This window comes from Streptomyces sp. NPDC000134 (assembly GCF_042899225.1).
GTDB lineage: Bacteria > Actinomycetota > Actinomycetes > Streptomycetales > Streptomycetaceae > Streptomyces.
Window position 1 is genome coordinate 96,520 of sequence record NZ_JBIAZN010000004.1, and the last position, 17,221, is coordinate 113,740.

17 protein-coding genes are annotated in these 17,221 nt (G+C 73.6%); 9 read left to right on the forward strand and 8 right to left on the reverse strand.

The genetic code is table 11. The features are described 5' to 3' along the window. Nucleotides 1-119: 119 nt before the first annotated feature. Together ACFY32_RS07385 and ACFY32_RS07390 are read right to left on the reverse strand one after the other, a co-directional pair. Nucleotides 120-1,286 (reverse strand): hypothetical protein, encoded by a 1,167-nt coding sequence (locus ACFY32_RS07385; RefSeq protein ID WP_390673649.1) that lies wholly within the window; start codon nt 1,284-1,286, stop codon nt 120-122. Beyond that, nucleotides 1,283-2,224, reverse strand: a complete 942-nt coding sequence (locus ACFY32_RS07390; RefSeq protein WP_359200646.1) for a 5-dehydro-4-deoxyglucarate dehydratase — start codon at nt 2,222-2,224, stop codon at nt 1,283-1,285. The genes ACFY32_RS07385 and ACFY32_RS07390 overlap by 4 nt, the downstream gene beginning before the upstream one ends. A gap of 231 nt (nt 2,225-2,455) precedes the next feature. Here ACFY32_RS07390 and ACFY32_RS07395 point away from each other — a divergent pair, with 231 nt between their 5' ends. From ACFY32_RS07395 to ACFY32_RS07425, 7 genes are all read left to right on the forward strand, one after another. Then, nucleotides 2,456-3,265 (forward strand): NAD(P)-dependent oxidoreductase, encoded by an 810-nt coding sequence (locus ACFY32_RS07395; RefSeq protein ID WP_359200648.1) that lies wholly within the window; start codon nt 2,456-2,458, stop codon nt 3,263-3,265. Nucleotides 3,266-3,528: 263 nt separating this feature from the next. Next, the gene (locus ACFY32_RS07400) at nt 3,529-4,299 is read left to right on the forward strand and encodes a DeoR/GlpR family DNA-binding transcription regulator (protein WP_359200650.1); all 771 of its coding nucleotides are present in this window, start codon (nt 3,529-3,531) and stop codon (nt 4,297-4,299) included. Nucleotides 4,300-4,377: 78 nt separating this feature from the next. Further along, nucleotides 4,378-5,748, forward strand: a complete 1,371-nt coding sequence (locus tag ACFY32_RS07405; RefSeq protein WP_390673650.1) for an ABC transporter substrate-binding protein — start codon at nt 4,378-4,380, stop codon at nt 5,746-5,748. Next, nucleotides 5,745-6,686: a sugar ABC transporter permease gene (locus ACFY32_RS07410; protein WP_359200654.1), complete on the forward strand. Its 942-nt coding sequence runs from the start codon at nt 5,745-5,747 to the stop codon at nt 6,684-6,686. Before ACFY32_RS07405 ends, ACFY32_RS07410 begins: the two co-directional genes overlap by 4 nt. Further along, nucleotides 6,683-7,507 (forward strand): carbohydrate ABC transporter permease, encoded by an 825-nt coding sequence (locus tag ACFY32_RS07415; protein ID WP_359200656.1) that lies wholly within the window; start codon nt 6,683-6,685, stop codon nt 7,505-7,507. The genes ACFY32_RS07410 and ACFY32_RS07415 overlap by 4 nt, the downstream gene beginning before the upstream one ends. Next, nucleotides 7,504-8,493, forward strand: coding sequence for a zinc-dependent alcohol dehydrogenase family protein (locus ACFY32_RS07420; RefSeq protein WP_390673651.1), 990 nt, complete (start codon nt 7,504-7,506; stop codon nt 8,491-8,493). Before ACFY32_RS07415 ends, ACFY32_RS07420 begins: the two co-directional genes overlap by 4 nt. Nucleotides 8,494-8,680: 187 nt before the next feature. After that, nucleotides 8,681-9,880 carry a TerD family protein gene (locus ACFY32_RS07425; protein WP_390673771.1) on the forward strand — a complete coding sequence of 400 codons (1,200 nt, stop codon included), beginning with the start codon at nt 8,681-8,683 and terminating at the stop codon, nt 9,878-9,880. A 229-nt stretch (nt 9,881-10,109) separates the two neighbouring features. Here the strand turns inward: ACFY32_RS07425 and ACFY32_RS07430 are convergent, their stop codons facing one another. Further along, nucleotides 10,110-11,540 carry a hypothetical protein gene (locus tag ACFY32_RS07430; protein ID WP_359200662.1) on the reverse strand — a complete coding sequence of 477 codons (1,431 nt, stop codon included), beginning with the start codon at nt 11,538-11,540 and terminating at the stop codon, nt 10,110-10,112. 279 nt (nt 11,541-11,819) lie between these two features. Between ACFY32_RS07430 and ACFY32_RS07435 the strand changes: the two genes are divergently transcribed. Continuing rightward, a complete protein-coding gene (locus tag ACFY32_RS07435) occupies nt 11,820-13,637 on the forward strand; it encodes an endonuclease/exonuclease/phosphatase family protein (protein ID WP_359200664.1) in 1,818 nt (605 codons plus the stop codon). Nucleotides 13,638-13,653: 16 nt separating this feature from the next. Here ACFY32_RS07435 and ACFY32_RS07440 read toward each other — a convergent pair whose 3' ends face one another. The 5 genes from ACFY32_RS07440 to ACFY32_RS07460 form a co-directional block, all read right to left on the reverse strand. Continuing rightward, entirely contained in the window at nt 13,654-14,358 is a 705-nt protein-coding gene (locus ACFY32_RS07440) for an antibiotic biosynthesis monooxygenase (protein ID WP_390673652.1), read from the reverse strand. 135 nt (nt 14,359-14,493) lie between these two features. Then, a complete protein-coding gene (locus ACFY32_RS07445; protein ID WP_359200668.1) occupies nt 14,494-14,865 on the reverse strand; it encodes a DUF3618 domain-containing protein in 372 nt (123 codons plus the stop codon). Next, entirely contained in the window at nt 14,862-15,281 is a 420-nt protein-coding gene (locus ACFY32_RS07450; protein ID WP_390673653.1) for a phage holin family protein, read from the reverse strand. Before ACFY32_RS07450 ends, ACFY32_RS07445 begins: the two co-directional genes overlap by 4 nt. A gap of 81 nt (nt 15,282-15,362) precedes the next feature. Continuing rightward, nucleotides 15,363-16,022 (reverse strand): hypothetical protein, encoded by a 660-nt coding sequence (locus ACFY32_RS07455; protein ID WP_390673654.1) that lies wholly within the window; start codon nt 16,020-16,022, stop codon nt 15,363-15,365. Beyond that, complete coding sequence (locus tag ACFY32_RS07460; RefSeq protein ID WP_390673655.1) at nt 16,019-16,168, reverse strand: hypothetical protein; 150 nt, start codon at nt 16,166-16,168, stop codon at nt 16,019-16,021. The genes ACFY32_RS07455 and ACFY32_RS07460 overlap by 4 nt, the downstream gene beginning before the upstream one ends. Before the next feature lie 165 nt (nt 16,169-16,333). On the opposite strand from ACFY32_RS07460, the gene dapA reads away from it, so the two are divergent. Further along, nucleotides 16,334-17,218 (forward strand): 4-hydroxy-tetrahydrodipicolinate synthase, encoded by an 885-nt coding sequence (gene dapA / locus ACFY32_RS07465; protein WP_390673656.1) that lies wholly within the window; start codon nt 16,334-16,336, stop codon nt 17,216-17,218. Nucleotides 17,219-17,221 lie beyond the last annotated feature (3 nt).

A 17,221-nucleotide genomic window follows, 5' to 3' on the forward strand; every position in this document is an offset into this window, starting at 1 on the left:
CAATGCTTCCGGCAAAGAAAGCCGGGGTGACAGCGGAACGCGCCCCCGAAGGGGCGCGGGCGACCACGACGGGCCCGCGGTCGGCGAACGACCCGGGCCCCCGCGGCGATCAACCACCCTCAGCGCGCGGCCAGCGCGGAACGCACCCCCTCCAGGTCGGCGTCCGACGCCAGCCCCGCGTGGTACAGCCGCAGCTCCGTCGCCCCCGCCGCCCGCGCCCCCGCGAGGTCCGCGGCGAGAGTGCGCGGGCTGCCGCCCATCCCGGAGACGATCGTGAGGTTGGCGGCGAGGACCGTCCCCTCGCGGGCGTGCTCCGCGAACGGCGCGAGCAGCTCCGGCCCGCCCATGCAGGGCACGACCACGCCGTCCGCGACACCGAGGATGTGCGCGGGGTCGACCCCGGCGTTCGCCCCGCAGCGGTACGACACCGGATCGGCGTGCAGCAGTACCTGGAAACCGTCGGGAGCCGCGGCCCGGACCGCGCCGACCGCCGCCTCCTGGAGGCTCCGCGCGGTGGTGTCCCGCCACACGCGCGTGGCATGCGCCCGCGTCTCGCCGAGCAGCTTCTCCACGCCCGCCCAGCCCCCGTCGGACGGCGCCGTCCCCCGCCACACCGGCTCCAGCGCCTCGCGCACGGCGGCGGCCAGTTCGCCCGGGTCCAGGCCCTGCCCGCCGTACCCGGCCCGGCAGTCGGGGCAGAAGCAGAGCGACATCAGGTACTGCCCGGCGTCGCCGAGGCCGACCCCGCCGGTCTTGTCGTGGGCGTGCAGGTGGGCGAGCCCGTACCAGCCGAGGGACTCCAGTTCGGTGCCGCGCGCCCCGGGCCGCACCGCCGCCTCGGCGGCCAGGTCGACGAGGTACGCACGCGTGGCGGGCCGCGCGACGCACGGCGCCCAGGGGTAGCGGTCGCCGTAGGCGTTGACGACCGAGGTCTCCGGGTGCTCGGCGCCCAGGCGGGAGTTGTGGGCGAGGACGACCCAGGTGTGCACCTCCAGGCCCGCGTCCGCGAGCGCGGCGGCGGCCTCCCCGTACGCGTCGCCGGGCGCCCAGGCACCGGCCTCGTAGGGGCGCAGCCCGCGGCCGGCCCAGCGGTCGTCCGGCGGGTAGAGCACGGCGGCGTGCTCGGCGGTGACGACCCGGTGCCGGGGGTGGCGGGGGGTGAGGGCACGGGTGGAGTGGTAGGCGGCGGCGAGCGTCACCTGCTCCACGCCGAGGTCCGCGACGGTCCGTGCGGCGCCCGGATCGCCGTTGACGTCCCAGGGGTAGACGAACGCCGATGCCTTCACCGGGCCTCCTCCAGGAGCGCGTGTCCGCGCTCGGTCAGCCGGGCGAGCTGCTTGACATGATCCTCGCTCGGCTCGTGCAGCGGGAGCCGCACCTCCCCCACGTCCAGGCCGCCGAGCCGCACCCCGGCCTTGACCAGGGAGACGGCGTAACCGCGGCCCTGGGCGCGCAGTTCGACGAACGGCCGGTAGAAGCCGTCCAGCAGCTTGTGGGCGGTGGCGTCGTCGCCGGTGCGCAGCGCCCGGTGGAAGGCGAGGGCGATCTCGGGGGCGAAGCAGAACACGGCGGAGGAGTACAGCGTGACGCCGATGCCCCGGTAGGCGAGCTGGGTGAGTTCGGCGGTCGGCAGCCCGTTGAAGTACAGGAAGTCGCCGGGGACCTCGGCGCGCACCGCGCTGACGGTCCGCTGCATCAGGTCCAGGTCGCCGACGCCGTCCTTGAGGCCGACGATGCCCTCGGTGCGGGCGAGTTCGACGACGCTCGCCGGGGTGAACACGGCGTTGTCGCGCTGGTAGACGACGACCGGCAGGGAGGTCGCCGCGGCCACCTCCCGGTAGTGCCGGACCAGGCCCTCCTGTCCGGCGACGACCAGGTACGGCGGCATGGCGAGCAGTCCGTCGGCGCCGGCCTCCTCGGCCAGGCGCGCGTACCGCACGGCGAGCGCGGTGCCGTACCCGGCGCCGGCCACCACGGGGACGCGGCCCGCCGTCTCCTCGACGGCCGCGCGGACGCAGGTCTGGAACTCCTCGGGGGTGAGGGCGTGGAACTCCCCGGTGCCGCAGCAGGCGAACACGGCGGCGGCGCCCGCCGCCACGCCCTGGCGGACGTGGGCGCGGAAGACGTCGAGGTCGACCTCGCCGCCGGGGCCGTATGCCGTGACGGGGAAGAACAACGGGCCACTGGGGACGGTGAGTCGAACGGCGAGAGGGGCTGACGTCACGGGCGCTCCCGATTCCATCGATTCCATATTCATGATCTGTGTCCACATTTATGAACAGACTCACGCTAAGCCGCCTCCCGGAGGCCGGTCAAGCGTGCTCACGCCCGACACACCAGCGGTTTCGCGGTTTCGACGGGAGACTTGACGGGTCCCGACGCCACTCCTTAGCGTGTCCACGCTTGTGAATGGCGTACGCGCATGTGCACACGGTCGACCCAAGGAGACCCGAGGATGCCCGCTCCCCGCACCGTTCTGCTCACCGGCGCCGCCGGCGGACTCGGCACCCTGATGCGGAACCTGCTGCCCGCCTTCGGCTACGAGCTGCGCCTGTTCGACGTGCGTCCGATCGAGGGCGAGCCGGACGCGATCACCGCGGACCTCGGCGACGCCGCCGCCGTCCGCGAGGCGGTCCGGGGCGTCGACGCGATCATCCACCTCGCGGGCATCTCGCTGGAAGCCCCCTTCGAGAAGATCCTCAAGGCCAACATCGAGGGCACGTACCACCTCTACGAGGCCGCCCGCGAGGAGGGCGTCGGGCGCGTCGTGTTCGCCTCCTCCAACCACGCGGTCGGCTGGACGCCCCGTCCGCAGGGCGACGACCCGCTCATCCCCGTCGACACCCCGCGCCGCCCGGACACCTTCTACGGCCTGTCCAAGTCCTTCGGCGAGGACCTCGCCCAGTTCTACTGGGACAAGCACGGCCTGGAGACCGTCTCGGTCCGCATCGGCTCCTGCTTCCCCCGGCCGACCAGCGTGCGGATGCTGTCGGTGTGGATGAGCCCCGCCGACGGCGCCCGCCTCTTCCACGCCGCCCTGACCGCGGAGGACGTCGGCCACACCGTCGTCTACGGCTCCTCGGCCAACACCCGCCTGTGGTGGGACCTCGGCACCGCGCGGGCGCTCGGCTACCAGCCGTGCGACGACTCCGAGGCGTACGCCGCCGAACTCATCGCCGAACAGGGCGAACTGGACCCGGACGACCCGGCCCACGCCTACCTGGGCGGCCACTTCGTGACCGACCCGCCGATCTGGCCGTACTGACCGGGTCACAGCGCCGGACGGAGCGGACGGGCAGCGATCGGGCCCGTCCGCTCCGGCATTCGGGCATCCGCGCCGCCCGATCCCACGCCCCCGCGTCGCCGCGCCCCAGGTCCGCGGCGGTCACCCCCCGGCCGAACCGGGCCCAAGCGGGCATCATCCTCCCCGCAGGAGACCTGGTCCGCGCCGCGCCCCCGCTGTAGAACTTCCCCCACGGGCCGCACCGGGCCCGAACGGGCAAGGACGCGCGTGAGACGGGTGGGGACGTGAGCACGAGGACGGCGGAAGAACGCCAGCGCGAGATCGTACGCATCGCCCGAGCCACCGGCTCGGTCGACGTCACCGCCCTCGCGGCCGGCCTCAAGGTCGCCAAGGAGACCGTCCGGCGCGATCTGCGCGCCCTGGAGGACCACGGCCTGGTCCGCCGCACGCACGGCGGGGCGTACCCGGTGGAGAGCGCCGGGTTCGAGACCACCCTCGCCTTCCGCGCCACCAGCCACGTGCCCGAGAAGCGCCGGATCGCCGCCGCGGCCGCCGCGCTGCTCGGGGACGCCGAGACGGTCTTCGTCGACGAGGGCTTCACCCCCCAGCTCATCGCCGAGGCCCTGCCCCGGGACCGCCCGCTGACCGTGGTCACCGCCTCCCTGCCGGTCGCCGGGGCGCTCGCCGGGCACGGTGACACCTCGGTGCTGCTGCTCGGCGGCCGGGTCCGGCCGGGGACGCTCGCCACGGTCGACCACTGGACCACCAAGATGCTGGCCGGCTTCGTCATCGACCTGGCCTTCATCGGCGCCAACGGCATCTCCCGCGAACACGGCCTGACCACCCCCGACCCCGCGGTCAGCGAGGTCAAGGCGCAGGCGATCCGGGCCGCGCGCCGCACCGTGTTCGCGGGCGTGCACACCAAGTTCGGGGCGGTCAGCTTCTGCCGGTTCGGCGAGGTCGGCACCCTGGAGGCGATCGTCACCAGCACCCTCCTGCCCTCCTCCGAGGCGCACCGCTACGCCCTGCTCGGCCCCCAGGTCATCCGCGTCTGACCGACCGGCCCACCCTCCCCCAGGGCACGTCCACACCCCCGCGTGCCCCATATGTCCCCTTACGTTCAGGAGCGATCCATGCGAACCCCGAGCCGACGGAGGCCGCGAGCCGCACTCGCCGCGGCCGCCGCAGGGACGCTGCTCGCCCCGCTGCTCTCCGGCTGCTGGGCCGGGGCGGGCGGAGCCGGGTCCGGCGGCGACGCCATCAACGTCCTGATGGTCAACAACCCCCAGATGGTCCAGTTGCAGAAGCTCACCGCCGGCCACTTCACCAAGGAGACCGGCATCGAGGTGAACTTCACCGTCCTGCCCGAGAACGACGTCCGCGACAAGATCAGCCAGGACTTCGCCAACCAGGCCGGCCAGTACGACGTCGCCACCCTCTCCAACTACGAGATCCCCATCTACGCCCGCAACGAGTGGCTGCGCGAGATGGACTCCTACGTCGCCGAGGACACCGCCTACGACGAGCAGGACGTCTTGGGGCCGATGCGCGAGTCCCTCACCGGCGACGACGGCAGGCTCTACGGCCAGCCCTTCTACGGCGAGTCGTCCTTCCTGATGTACCGCAAGGACGTCCTGGCGAAGCGGGGCCTGACCATGCCGGCCCGCCCCACCTGGACGCAGATCGCCGGCATCGCCGCGCGACTGGACGGTGCCGAGCCCGGCATGAAGGGCATCTGCCTGCGCGGACTGCCCGGCTGGGGCGAGATCATGGCCCCGCTGACCACCGTGGTGAACACCTTCGGCGGCACCTGGTTCGACCAGGACTGGAAGGCCCGCCTGGACTCCCCCGAGTTCGAGAAGGCGACGAAGTTCTATGTCGACCTGGTCCGCGAGCACGGCGAGTCCGGCGCCGCCCAGGCCGGCTTCGCCGAGTGCCTGAACAACATGACCCAGGGCGAGGTCGCCATGTGGTACGACGCCACCTCCGCGGCCGGTTCCCTGGAGTCCGCCAAGTCCCCGGTCAAGGGCAAGGTCGGCTACGCCCCCGCCCCCGTCGAGAAGACCGACTCGGCCGGCTGGCTCTACACCTGGGCCTGGGGCATCCAGAAGGCGTCCCGCAACCCCGACAAGGCGTGGAAGTTCGTCTCCTGGGCCTCCGGCAAGGAGTACGAGCGGTTGGTCGGCGACAAGGTCGGCTGGTCCGACGTCCCGGCCGGCAAGCGCGCCTCCACGTACGACAACCCGGACTACCGGGCGGAGGCAGCCGCCTTCCAGGAGATGACCAGGAAGGCCATCGAGGGCGCCCGGCCCAAGGACCCCGGCGTGCAGCCCCGCCCCGCGCCCGGCATCCAGTTCGTCGGCATCCCCGAGTTCACCGATCTCGGCACCAAGGTCTCGCAGGAGATCAGCGCGGCCATCGCCGGACGCCAGTCCGTCGAGTCGGCCCTGAAGAAGTCCCAGGCACTCGCCGAGGAGATCGCCAAGGAGTACGAGGGACGATGACCGCCACCACCACGGCCCCCGCGGCCGCCCCCGACGTCCGCACCCCCGCCCGGCCGCCGTCCACCAGGCTGCGCGCCTGGGCCACCCGCGCCCCGCTGCTGCCCGCCCTCGTCTTCATGATCGCGGTCACCCAGTTGCCGTTCGTGGCCACGCTGGTGATCTCCTTCTTCGACTGGAACAGCCTCTATCCGGACGCCCGCAGCTTCACCGGCCTCGCCAACTACGGCGAGGTCCTCTCCGACGCCGATCTGCGCAAGTCGGTGTGGACCACGATCCTGCTGACCGTCGCGGTGGTGCTCGCCAGCCTGGTCCTGGGGCTGGCCCTGGCACTGCTCCTGGACCGCAGGTTCCGGGGCCGCGGCCTGGTGCGCACCCTGCTGATCGCCCCGTTCCTGGTGGTCCCGGTCGCCGCGGCGCTGCTGTGGAAGCACGTGCTCTACAACCCCGAGTACGGCCTGCTCAACGGCCTGCTGCACTACGTCGGCGGCCCGCAGCCGGACTGGATCTCCGACACCCCGCTGCTCGCGGTGGAGGCGTCACTGGTGTGGCAGTGGACGCCGTTCATGATGCTGATCCTGCTGGCCGGCCTGCAGAGCCGCGACCAGCAGCAGATCGAGGCCGCCCGGGTCGACGGGGCGAGCGACTGGCAGATCTTCCGCCACCTCACCCTGCCCCACCTGCGCCGCTACCTCGAACTGGGCGCCCTGCTCGGCTCGATCTACATCGTGCAGAACTTCGACGCCGTCTTCACCCTCACCTCCGGCGGCCTGGGCACCGCCAACCTGCCCTACACCGTCTACCAGAGCTTCTACCAGGCCCACGAGAACGGCCTCGCCTCGGCCGCCGGCGTCCTGGTCGTCATCGGCTCCATCGTCATCGCGACCTTCGCGCTGCGCGTGGTGTCGTCCCTGTTCCGCGAGGAGGTGTCCCGCGCATGAGCGCCATCCGCAGAAACGGCCTCGGCCTGGTGGCCTGGCTGGCCGGCGTCGTCTTCTTCCTGCCCATCGCGTGGATGGCCCTGACCTCCTTCCACTCGGAGGAGGACGCCGCCACCAACCCGCCGTCCTTCGCGGCCGCCCTCACCCTGGACGGCTACCGGGAGTTCTTCGGCTCGGGGGGCGGCGCCAGCCCCTGGCCGTCGCTGGTCAACTCGGCGGTGGCGTCGGTCGCCTCCACCCTGTTCGTCCTGCTGCTCGCCCTGCCGGCCGCGTACGCGCTGTCCATCCGGCCGGTGCGGAAGTGGACGGACGTGCTGTTCTTCTTCCTCTCCACCAAGATGCTGCCGGTGGTCGCGGGTCTGCTGCCGATCTACCTGTTCGCCAAGAACACCGGCCTGCTCGACAACATCTGGCTGCTGGTCGTCCTCTACACCTCCATGAACCTGCCGATCGCGGTGTGGATGATGCAGTCCTTCCTCGCCGAGGTGCCGGTCGCCGTGATCGAGGCGGCCCGGGTGGACGGCGCCCGGCTGCCGGTGATCCTGGCCCGGGTCGTCGCCCCCATCGCCCTGCCGGGCATCGCCGCGACCTCCCTGATCTGCTTCATCTTCAGTTGGAACGAGCTGCTCTTCGCCCGGGTGCTGACCGGCGTGGTCGCCGAGACCGCCCCCGTCTTCCTGACCGGCTTCATCACCAGCCAGGGCCTGTTCCTGGCCAAGGTGTGCGCCGCGTCGCTCGTCATCTCCCTGCCGGTGCTCGCCGCGGGGTTCGCCGCCCAGGACAAGCTGGTCCAGGGCCTGTCATTGGGAGCCGTGAAATGAAGGCCGCCGTCATCGAGTCCGTGGGCCGCGCCGTCGTCACCGAGGTCCCCGACCCGACGCCAGGGCCGCGCGAGGTCGTCGTCCAGGTCGCCGCCTGCGGCCTGTGCGGCACCGATCTGCACATCCTCCAGGGCGAGTTCGCGCCGAAGCTGCCGATCACGCCGGGCCACGAGTTCGCGGGCGAGGTGGTCGGCGTCGGCACTCGGGTCACCGAGGTCACGGTCGGCGACCGCGTCGCGGTGGACCCCTCCCTGTACTGCTACGAGTGCCGCTACTGCCGCGACGGCCACAACAACCTGTGCGAACGCTGGGGAGGCATCGGCGTCACGACGGCCGGCGGCGCCGCCCAGTACGCGGTGGCGCCCGTCGCCAACTGCGTGAAGCTCCCCGAGCACGTGCGCACCCAGGACGCGGCCCTGATCGAGCCCCTGTCCTGCGCGGTGCGCGGTTACGACGTGCTGCGCTCCCGCCTGGGCGCCCACGTCCTGATCTACGGCTCCGGCACGATGGGCCTGATGATGCTGGAACTGGCCAAGCGGACCGGCGCGGCCGGCGTCGACGTGGTCGACGTCAACCCGGCCCGCCTGGAGACCGCCCGCAGCCTGGGCGCCTCGGCGTCGGCCGCGTCGGCGGACGAACTGGACCGCCCCCAGGGCTGGGACCTGGTCATCGACGCGACGGGCAACGCGGCGGCGATCCAGGACGGCCTGGGCCGGGTCGGCAAAGCCGGAACGTTTCTTCAGTTCGGGGTCGCCGACTACGCGACACGGGTGCGGATCGACCCGTACCGCATCTACAACCAGGAGATCACCATCACCGGTTCGATGGCGGTCCTGCACAGCTACGAGCGCGCGGCGGAACTCTTCGCGGGCGGCGTCCTCGACCCCGACGTCTTCATCAGCGACCGCCTCCCCCTGGACCGCTACCCGCAGGCCCTGGAGCAGTTCGCGGCGGGGGTGGGCCGCAAGATCGTGGTCGTGCCGTAGCCGTCGACGCCGGGCGGGCCGAAGAATCAGCCCCTCCGGCGTTCGGGGAGCGGGGGGTCCAGGGGGCAGAGCCTCCTGGAGGACGGGAAGGGCAGGGGCGGCGGGGGCGGGAACCCCCCGGCTGACCGTTCGGACGACGGTAAGGGAACGGTAAAACGCCCTCGCTCGTTCACCCGGCATGACAGTCATGACCCCCGGCTCGAACATCCCTCTCCCCGCCGCCCGCGTGACGGTGGACGTCGCCGCGCCCGTGCGGCTCGACGTATCGGGCCTGCTGCTCACCGCCGACGGCAAGGTGCGCTCCGACGACGACTTCATCTTCTACAACCAGCCCACCGGCCAGGGCGTGACGTACCGCTCCGGCGGCGGCACCGCCCCCGACGCGATCACGGTGGACACCGGCGCCGTGCCCCCGGGCATCGAGAAGATCGTCGTCACCGCCAGCCCCGACGCCCCCGGCCAGACCTTCCAGGGCATCGAACCCACGGCCACCATCCGCAACGCCGACGACGACTCCGTGCTGGCCACCTTCACGCCCCCGCGGCTGGGCACCGAGACCGCCCTGGTGATCGTGGAGATCTACCTGCGCAACGGCGCCTGGAAGGCCCGCGCCGTCGGCCAGGGCTACGCCGACGGCCTCGCGGGCATCGCCACCGACTTCGGCGTCTCGGTCGAGGAACCGGCCGCCCCGGCCGCCCAGCCGGTCGCCCCGCCTCCCGCCGCCGTACAGCCCCCGCCCCCGCCGGTCACCGCCCCCGCCGCCCCGCCGGCCGCGCCCGCCGCGCCCCCGGCCCCCGCGCCCGGCACCGGCAAGGTCAACCTGGACAAGGGCCGCGTCAGCCTCCAGAAGAACCAGACGGTCTCCCTGGTCAAGGGCGGTCGCCCGGTGCTCTCCACGGTCCGGATGGGCCTCGGCTGGGAGCCGGCCTACGGCGGCAAGGACATCGACCTGGACGCCTCGGTCATCGCCTACGGCCCGCAGCGCAACCACATCGACAGTTGCTACTTCGGCAAGCTCCAGATCGTGGGCGGCGCCATCCAGCACTCCGGTGACAACCTCACCGGCGAGGGCGGCGGCGACGACGAGGTGATCAGCGTCGACCTCGGCCGGCTCCCGCAGGAGGTCACCGGCCTGGTCTTCACGGTCAACTCCTTCTCCGGGCAGAAGTTCACCGAGGTCGCCAAGGCGTACTGCCGGCTGCTGGACGGCGCGACCGGCGAGGAGCTGGTCCGCTTCGACCTCACCTCCGCCGAGCCGCAGACCGGCGTGATGATGGCGAAGCTGATCCGGCAGTTCTCGGGCGAGTGGGAGATGACCGCGCTCGGCGACTTCGTGAAGTCCCGCACCGTGCGCGGGATGGTGAAGCCGGCCGCCAAGGCCCTGTGACCGGACACCGGCCCCCCGTCCCGGAGAAGAGGGGCCGGTCAGGACCGCGGCGGCGCCGCTGCCGCTCGCGGGGCCCGGCGCTCGCGGGCAGGACGCCCGGCGTCCGGATGCCGGGGTACCGGCCCGCCCGTCGGGCGGGAAGGCCACCCCGGCGGACTCGCCGCAGGACGGGTCCTGCCCGCTGCCGAGGTCCCCGGCCTCCTCGCGGGAGCCGCCCCCGGCGCCGCGCTCACCCCCCGTGCTGCGAGCGCGCCTTGAACGCCGCCTTGCGGGCCTCCTTGGCCACCTTCTTGTCGGGGTGCAGCCGCCCCATGGCCTCCAGGACGTCCGCGGTGGCGGGGTGGTCGACCCGCCAGGCGGTGTCGAAGAAGCCGCTGTGCTGCGCGGCCAGGCCCTCGACCAGGGCGCGCAGTTCCTCGGAGTTGCCCTCGGCGGCCAACTGGGCGGCGACCGTGTCGACGGTGAGCCAGAAGATCAGGGCCTCCGAGGGAGCGGGGACGTCGCCCGCGCCGTGCTCGGTGAGCCACACCCGGGCCAGCCCGCCCAGCTCCGGGTCGTCGAGCACCTCCCGCAGCGCGGGCTCGGCCTCGGCGCCGACCAGGGCGAGGGCCTGCTGGCAGCGGAGCCGGCGCAGCGGTGCCCCGGGGTCGGTGCCGCGCGCCGCCGCCAGCAGGTCCCGGGCGGCGGCGAGCGGCTCGCGGCGGGCCAGCCAGTGCTGGGTCTCGGCGTGGGCGGCGGCCGGCGGGAAGGCGGCGGTGCCGTCGAGCAGCGCGTCGGCGCCCTTGTCGGCGAGGTCGCCGACGGCCGGCGCGTCGAACCCGGCCTCCAGCAGGCGGGCCCGCAGTCCGAACAGGCCGAGCGGGGTGAGCCGCACCATGCCGTAGCGGGCGACGTCGGTGTCGTCGACGGGCGGCGCGGGCTCCTCGTCGGTGTCGGACATCAGGTCCTCGTCGACCGGCCGGTACGCCACCAGCCCGATCGGCTCCAGCAGCCTGAACTGGTCGTCCAGCTTCATCATCGCCTCGGAGACCCGCTCCAGCACGTCGTTGCTGGGCTCGTCCATGCCGTCGGGGACCAGGACGGAGGCGGCCAGCGCGGGCAGCGGCACCGGGGCGTCGCCGGGCGCGTCCTCGCCGACGGTGAGCAGGTACAGGTTGCCGAGCACCCCGTCGAGGAACTCCGCCTCGGCCTGCGGGTCCCAGTCCACCGAGGACAGGTCCAGCTCGCCCTCGCCCTCGGCCATCGCGTCGATCAGCGAGCCGAGGTCGGGCACGCTCGCGTCGGCCAGGACGGACTCCAGGGCGGCCAGCCACACGCCGAGCACGTCCCGCGGGGAGCCGCCGGTGAGCCGGGCCAGCTCCCGGCCGGCCGTGACGGTGCCCGCCTCCTGGCCGTCGACCTCGACCAGCCCCGCGTCCACGGCCACCCGCCACGCCTCGCTCGTCCGGGCGGTGGCGTCGCCGCCGGTCAGCCCCAGCGCCTCGGCCGCCGCCGGGAGCTGCTCCTCGGCGAGGGCGCCGCCCTCCTCGACGCGGGTGTCCGCCCCGGCCCAGCGGGCGAGCCGGGCGGCCCGGGAGAGCAGCGGGGCGGAGAGCGCGTCGCGGGCCAGCTCCGCTTCGGGGTGCAGCCGCGCGGGCGGCAGGGTGGAGCTGTCTGACATCAACTGTTTCTCCTCGCGCACCTCGGCCGCCGTACGGCCATCCGGACGCCGTACGGCTCAGCCGCTCAGCCTAGACGGGTTTCCACCCATGCCGCCCGGTTCATCTCCCCGCCGGCCGCCGTACATGGCCGAAACCTTGACAACGGGCCTGGTCCCGCAGGAGATTGACGCGCGTAGAAGTAGGGGGCACAAGTGTTCACTCAAGGACGTTCGTCCCCCTCCCGTCCCACGGTTCACCCTCGTTCCGGCGTTTCACCGCTCAGTCCCCGGAGGGCTCCCTTGCCGAGCAAGTCGTCCGCGCGTCTCGCCGCGCTCACCGTCGCCGCCGTGTGTTCCGCGGCCTCCACCGTCGTCATCGGCTCCCCCGCGCACGCCGCCTCCGTGCGCGTCCACGACATCCAGGGCACGACCAGGGTCTCCCCGTACGCCGGGCAGCAGGTCACCGACGTGACCGGGATCGTCACGGGCATCCGCGCCTACGGCTCCTCCCGGGGGTTCTGGATGCAGGACCCCGCCCCGGACGCCGACCCGGCCACCAGCGAGGGCGTCTTCGTCTTCACCAGCTCCACCCCGAAGGTCGCCGTCGGCGACGCGGTCACCGTCTCCGGCACGGTCTCGGAGTACGTCCCCGGCGGCACCTCCTCCGGCAACCAGTCGCTGACCGAGATCACCCGCCCTGCCGTCACCGTGGTCTCCAGCGGCAACCCGGTCCCGGCCGCCACCCGCGTCGACGCCCGGTCGGTGCCGCGCGCCTACACCCCCGAGGCCGGGGGCGGCTCCGTCAACGCGCTGCCGCTGCGCCCCGCCGCGTACGCCCTGGACTACTACGAGTCCCTGGAGGGCATGAACGTCCAGGTCGCCGACACCCGGGTGGTCGGCGCCACCGACCCCTACACCGAGCTGTGGGTGACGGTGAAGCCGAAGGAGAACCCCAGCGCGGGCGGCGGCACGGTCTACGGCTCCTACGACTCCCAGAACACCGGCCGGCTCCAGATCCAGTCCCTGGGCAGGGCCGCCGACTTCCCCGACGCCAACGTCGGCGACACCCTCGCCGGGACCACCGCCGGCCCGCTGGACTACAACCAGTACGGCGGCTACACCCTGGTCGCCGACCGGCTCGGCACGCTGGAGAGCGGCGGCCGTGAGCGGGAGACGACCCGGGCGCAGTCCCGCCGCGAGCTGGCGGTGGCGACGTACAACGTCGAGAACCTCGACCCGTCCGACGACACCTTCGCCGCGCACGCCGCCGCCATCGTGCACAACCTGCGCTCCCCCGACATCGTGTCGCTGGAGGAGATCCAGGACAACAGCGGCGCCACCGACGACGGCACGGTCGCCGCCGACCGCACGGTGGGCGAGCTGATCGACGCGATCGTGGCGGCCGGCGGCCCGCGCTACGACTGGCGCTCGGTCGACCCGGTCGACAAGGCCGACGGCGGCGAGCCCGGCGGCAACATCCGCCAGGTGTTCCTGTTCGACCCCGAGCGGGTCTCCTTCACCGACCGCGCGGCCGGCGACGCGACCACCGCGACCGGCGTCACCAAGATCCGCGGCAAGGCCGCGCTGACCCACTCCCCCGGCCGCGTCGACCCGTCGGACCCCGCCTGGGAGAACAGCCGCAAGCCGCTCGCCGGCGAGTTCGTCTTCCGCGGCAGGACGGTCTTCGTCATCGCCAACCACTTCGCCTCCAAGGGCGGCGACCAGGGGCTGACCAGCCAGTACCAGCCCCCGGCGCGCAGCTCCGAGACCCAGCGGCACCTCCAGGCCACGGCCGTCAACACCTTCGTCAAGCAGCTCCTCGCCGCCCAGAAGAACGCGGACGTCATCGCCCTCGGCGACATCAACGACTTCGAGTTCTCCACCACCGCCGAACTGCTGGAGGACGACGGGGCGCTGTGGTCGGCGGTCAAGTCGCTGCCGCAGGACGAGCGGTACTCGTACGTCTACCAGGGCAACAGCCAGGTCCTGGACCAGATCCTGGTGAGCCCGTCGATCCGGCGCGGCGGTCACTTCGCGTACGACAGCGTGCACGTCAACGCGGAGTTCCACGACCAGATCAGCGACCACGACCCGCAAGTGCTGCGGTTCCGCCCGTAGCCGGGGTCAGCCGGGATCAGCCGGGCACCAGGCCGAGGGCGTGGTCGTACCGGCTGCCGGTGAAGCCGCGCACGTCCGGGTGGGAGCGCACCCGGTCCCACAGGTCGGTGGGGGCGCCGATGCCCCGGCCGGGGGCGGCCAGGACGGCGTCGTATGCCTCGGCGCTCTCCCACTCGGCGTAGTTCAGCACATGGGTGCCGTCGGTGCTCGGGTGGAAGTGGGCGGAGATCAGGCCGCGGTGTCCCACCGGGTCGTCGGCGAGGGCCTTGAGCACCAGGTCGATCCAGTCGCCGCGGTTCCCGGCGCCGCCCGGGGCGAAGTCGATGCGGACGGTCACGATCAGGCCGGGGACCCGGGTGTCCCCGGCCCGGCGCTCCCGGCCGGCGTGGCGCCGGTACCGCCCGAGCCCCAGCCGTTCGATGCCCGGCACGGCGGTGTCGATCTCGTCGACCCGTTCCTGCCGCTGGGTCCTGGCGAACGCCTCGTACGCCTGCTCGGTCGCCCACTGCGAGTGGTGCAGCAACGTTTCGCCGTCGTGTCCGGTGTAGACGTGGTAGCTCCGCAGGCCGTCGGCGGGCCAGGGGCGGCGCTCCCAGGCGCGGGCGATCGCCTCGACGGTCTCGCGCTGGCGTTCGGGGGTGCCGACCCGCCAGGTGCTGAAGAAGGGGGCTCCGACATCCGCGCGGAGCAGGTCGGGGTGGGCGTCGGTACGGCGGGTCATGCGGGCCTCCACGGTCCGGGTCCGGGTGCGTTCGGACACCACCCTCGTACCTCGACCGAAGTTGAGGTCAACCCGTACCCGGACATGGCGAAGGGCCCCGTCCCCGGGGCCCTTCCCAGTGTTCGGTACCGCCGCTCAGCGGTGCGCGTGGCGGCGCCACAGCACGCCCGCCGCGACCACCGCGCCCGCCGCCGCTCCGGCGACCAGCACCGGCCGGGGGTTGCCGCGGCCCGCCCGGACGGCATCGCGCACCGGGGCCGGCGCCTTCTCCTGCACGGTGTGCCCGGCCTGCGCGGCGGTGCTGCGCAGTTGCACGGTCATGGCGCCGGCCCGGTCCCGCAGGTCGGCGGCGCGGGCCTTCGCGCGGCCCTTCACGTCCGTCTTCGCCGCCAGTTCCTCGACGGTGTCGCCGAGCCGGCTGCGGGTCTCCTCGATCTGCCGTCGCAGCTCGTCGGGGCCCTTGGCCCCGGTCGCCGTGTCGCTCTGCCCGCTCGTCGGGTCGGTCATCGATGTGCCCTTTCCCTGATCTCGTCGACGTCGGCCTTGACGCTGTCGATGGTGCGTTCCGGTGTGGGCGGTGCGGCCTGGCGCAACTGGGCGCGGCCGGACATGGCCAGCAGGCCCGCGATCGCGAACAGCACCGCCGTGACGATCAGCGCCGCGGCCCACACGGGCAGCACCAGCGAGAGGGCGGCGACGGCCGTGCCCGCCAAGGCGAACAGGCCGACGTAGGCCACGGCACCGGCGGCGCCGAGCATTCCGCCGCCGCGTCCGACGCGCCGGCCCTTGGCGGCCAGTTCCTCCTTGGCGAGGGCCACTTCCTGGCGTACGAGCTGGGAGAGCTGTTCGGTGGCCTGGCCGACGAGTTCGCCCACGGAGTGGTGCTCGTCGCGCACGGGCCGGAATTCCGTGGCTCCGGTCACGGTGTCCCGCCTCCTCTCGGCTTCCGGAGCCAACCGGGTACCCCCGGCGGAGCGGCGCTATCCCCGGGCCGGGGCCCGGTTTCAGGCCCGGTCGAGCCGGGCGAGCCGGCTCTGCAGCCAGTCCAGCCGGGCCTGCAGCAGCGCCGCCTCGGCCATCAGTTCGGGCACCCCGAGGTCCGGCTCCCCGCCGCTCGCCGCTCCGGCCGGACGCCCGGCGACGACCCGGAGGCCGTCCCCGGCCCGCCGGGCGAAGGCGGCGAGGGAGAGGGACGTACGACCGCACAGGCAGCCCGCGCAGGAGGGAGCGAGCGCCCGCCAGCCCGGCCGGCCCCAGCCCGCGTCGGCCAGCGCGACCGCGCCGGCGCCGCAGTCGCAGGGCCCGACGGTGGCGGTCCGCACCCGCTGCCGGGCGGAGCGGAACCCCCGCTCGAAGCGCAGATAGCGGCCGAGGACCAGGACCTGGAGCAGGACCGCCGTGCGGTGCTCGGCCGTGCACAGCAGCGCCTCGGCCGCCGCCCGGTCGTGCACGCAGTGGAAGCCGCAGTCGCAGCGGCGGTGCGGCGGCCGGTGCCTGAGCCCGTAGACGCAGGACGCCTCGGCCACCACCGGGTAGGGCAGCGCGCCGCCCAGGGAGACGCCGGTGAAGCCGGCCCGGGTGCCGTCGAGGGACAGCACCGGGTGGGCGATCTTGTACCCGGTCGGCGGCTCCGTCGGGCGTTCCTCCGGGAGCCGGAGCCTCATCGGGCGGCGGCCGGGGCCTCTTCGCGGGCGACCGGCTCCGGGCTCTCCTCGGCGAACGGGCTCTCCTCGGCGAGCGGGGTCTCCTCCTCGTACGATTCCGGCTGCTCCTGCGCGACGCCGGTGGCGAGTGCCTTCCCGAGCTTCATGACGCCTCCCCATCTCCGCTGACGACCGTCCCGGCCATGGTGACCGATACGGCCCGGATCGGACAGAGGGCCTCCCCGCCGCCCGCCGTCCCATCAGCAACGCTTACGCATACCCGGTAGCGGAATTAAGTGGAGCTGCACGATGACGCGGCCGACACTGCTGCCATGACGACTCCCTTCGGCCGCGCGCTGTGCGCCATGGTCACGCCGTTCACCGCGGACGGCGCCCTCGATCCCGACGGCGCGGCCCGGCTCGCCGACCACCTGGTGACCCGGGGCTGCGACGGACTGGTGCTGTCCGGCACCACGGGCGAGTCGCCGACCACCACGGACGCCGAGAAGTCCGCGCTGGTCGGGGCGGTGCGGTCGGCGGTCGGCGGCCGGGCCTCGATCGTCGCCGGGGTGGGCACCGCCGACACCCGGCACACCCTGGAACTGGCCCGCGCGGCCGAGCGGGCCGGGGCGGACGGCCTGCTGGTGGTCGCGCCGTACTACAGTCGCCCCCCGCAGGACGCCCTGGAGGCCCACTTCCGCGAGGTCGCGGACGCCTCGGACCTGCCCGTCATGCTGTACGACATCCCGGCCCGCACCGGCACCCGGATCGCCCCCGCCACCCTGGTCCGGCTCGCCGGGCACCCCCGGATCGTGGCCGTCAAGGACTGCGCCCACGACCTGCTGGGCACCCAGCGGGTGCTCGCCCGCACCGCACTGGCGTACTACGCGGGCTGCGACGAGGAGAACCTCGCCCTGTACGCGAGCGGCGCCGCCGGATACGTCAGCACGGTCGCGAACCTCGTCCCCGGACACCTCCGCGCGGTCCTCGACGCCTTCGACGCGGGCCGCACGGCCGAGGCGGCCCGGCTCCAGACCGGGGCGGCCGAGCTGATCGAGGCGGTGATGGCGGCGGGACTGCCCGGCACCGTCACCGTCAAGGCGCTGCTCGGCGGCCTCGGCCTGCCCGCCGGGCCGGTCCGCGCCCCGCTGCGGCCCGCCGGCCGGGAGACGGCCGACGGGCTGCGCGAGGTGTACGACCGGCTGGTGGCGGGCTGACGG

Bases quoted from the DNA above. Each gene is read 5' to 3' on its own strand.
- ACFY32_RS07460 (WP_390673655.1), bottom strand. From the start codon at position 16,168: ATGAAGCTCGGGAAGGCACTCGCCACCGGCGTCGCGCAGGAGCAGCCG.
- ACFY32_RS07445 (WP_359200668.1), bottom strand. From the start codon at position 14,865: ATGACCGACCCGACGAGCGGGCAGAGCGACACGGCGACCGGGGCCAAG.
- ACFY32_RS07405 (WP_390673650.1), top strand. From the start codon at position 4,378: ATGCGAACCCCGAGCCGACGGAGGCCGCGAGCCGCACTCGCCGCGGCC.
- ACFY32_RS07395 (WP_359200648.1), top strand. From the start codon at position 2,456: ATGCCCGCTCCCCGCACCGTTCTGCTCACCGGCGCCGCCGGCGGACTC.
- dapA (WP_390673656.1), top strand. From the start codon at position 16,334: ATGACGACTCCCTTCGGCCGCGCGCTGTGCGCCATGGTCACGCCGTTC.
- ACFY32_RS07420 (WP_390673651.1), top strand. From the start codon at position 7,504: ATGAAGGCCGCCGTCATCGAGTCCGTGGGCCGCGCCGTCGTCACCGAG.
- ACFY32_RS07425 (WP_390673771.1), top strand. From the start codon at position 8,681: ATGACCCCCGGCTCGAACATCCCTCTCCCCGCCGCCCGCGTGACGGTG.
- ACFY32_RS07440 (WP_390673652.1), bottom strand. From the start codon at position 14,358: ATGACCCGCCGTACCGACGCCCACCCCGACCTGCTCCGCGCGGATGTC.
- ACFY32_RS07455 (WP_390673654.1), bottom strand. From the start codon at position 16,022: ATGAGGCTCCGGCTCCCGGAGGAACGCCCGACGGAGCCGCCGACCGGG.
- ACFY32_RS07410 (WP_359200654.1), top strand. From the start codon at position 5,745: ATGACCGCCACCACCACGGCCCCCGCGGCCGCCCCCGACGTCCGCACC.
- ACFY32_RS07430 (WP_359200662.1), bottom strand. From the start codon at position 11,540: ATGTCAGACAGCTCCACCCTGCCGCCCGCGCGGCTGCACCCCGAAGCG.
- ACFY32_RS07415 (WP_359200656.1), top strand. From the start codon at position 6,683: ATGAGCGCCATCCGCAGAAACGGCCTCGGCCTGGTGGCCTGGCTGGCC.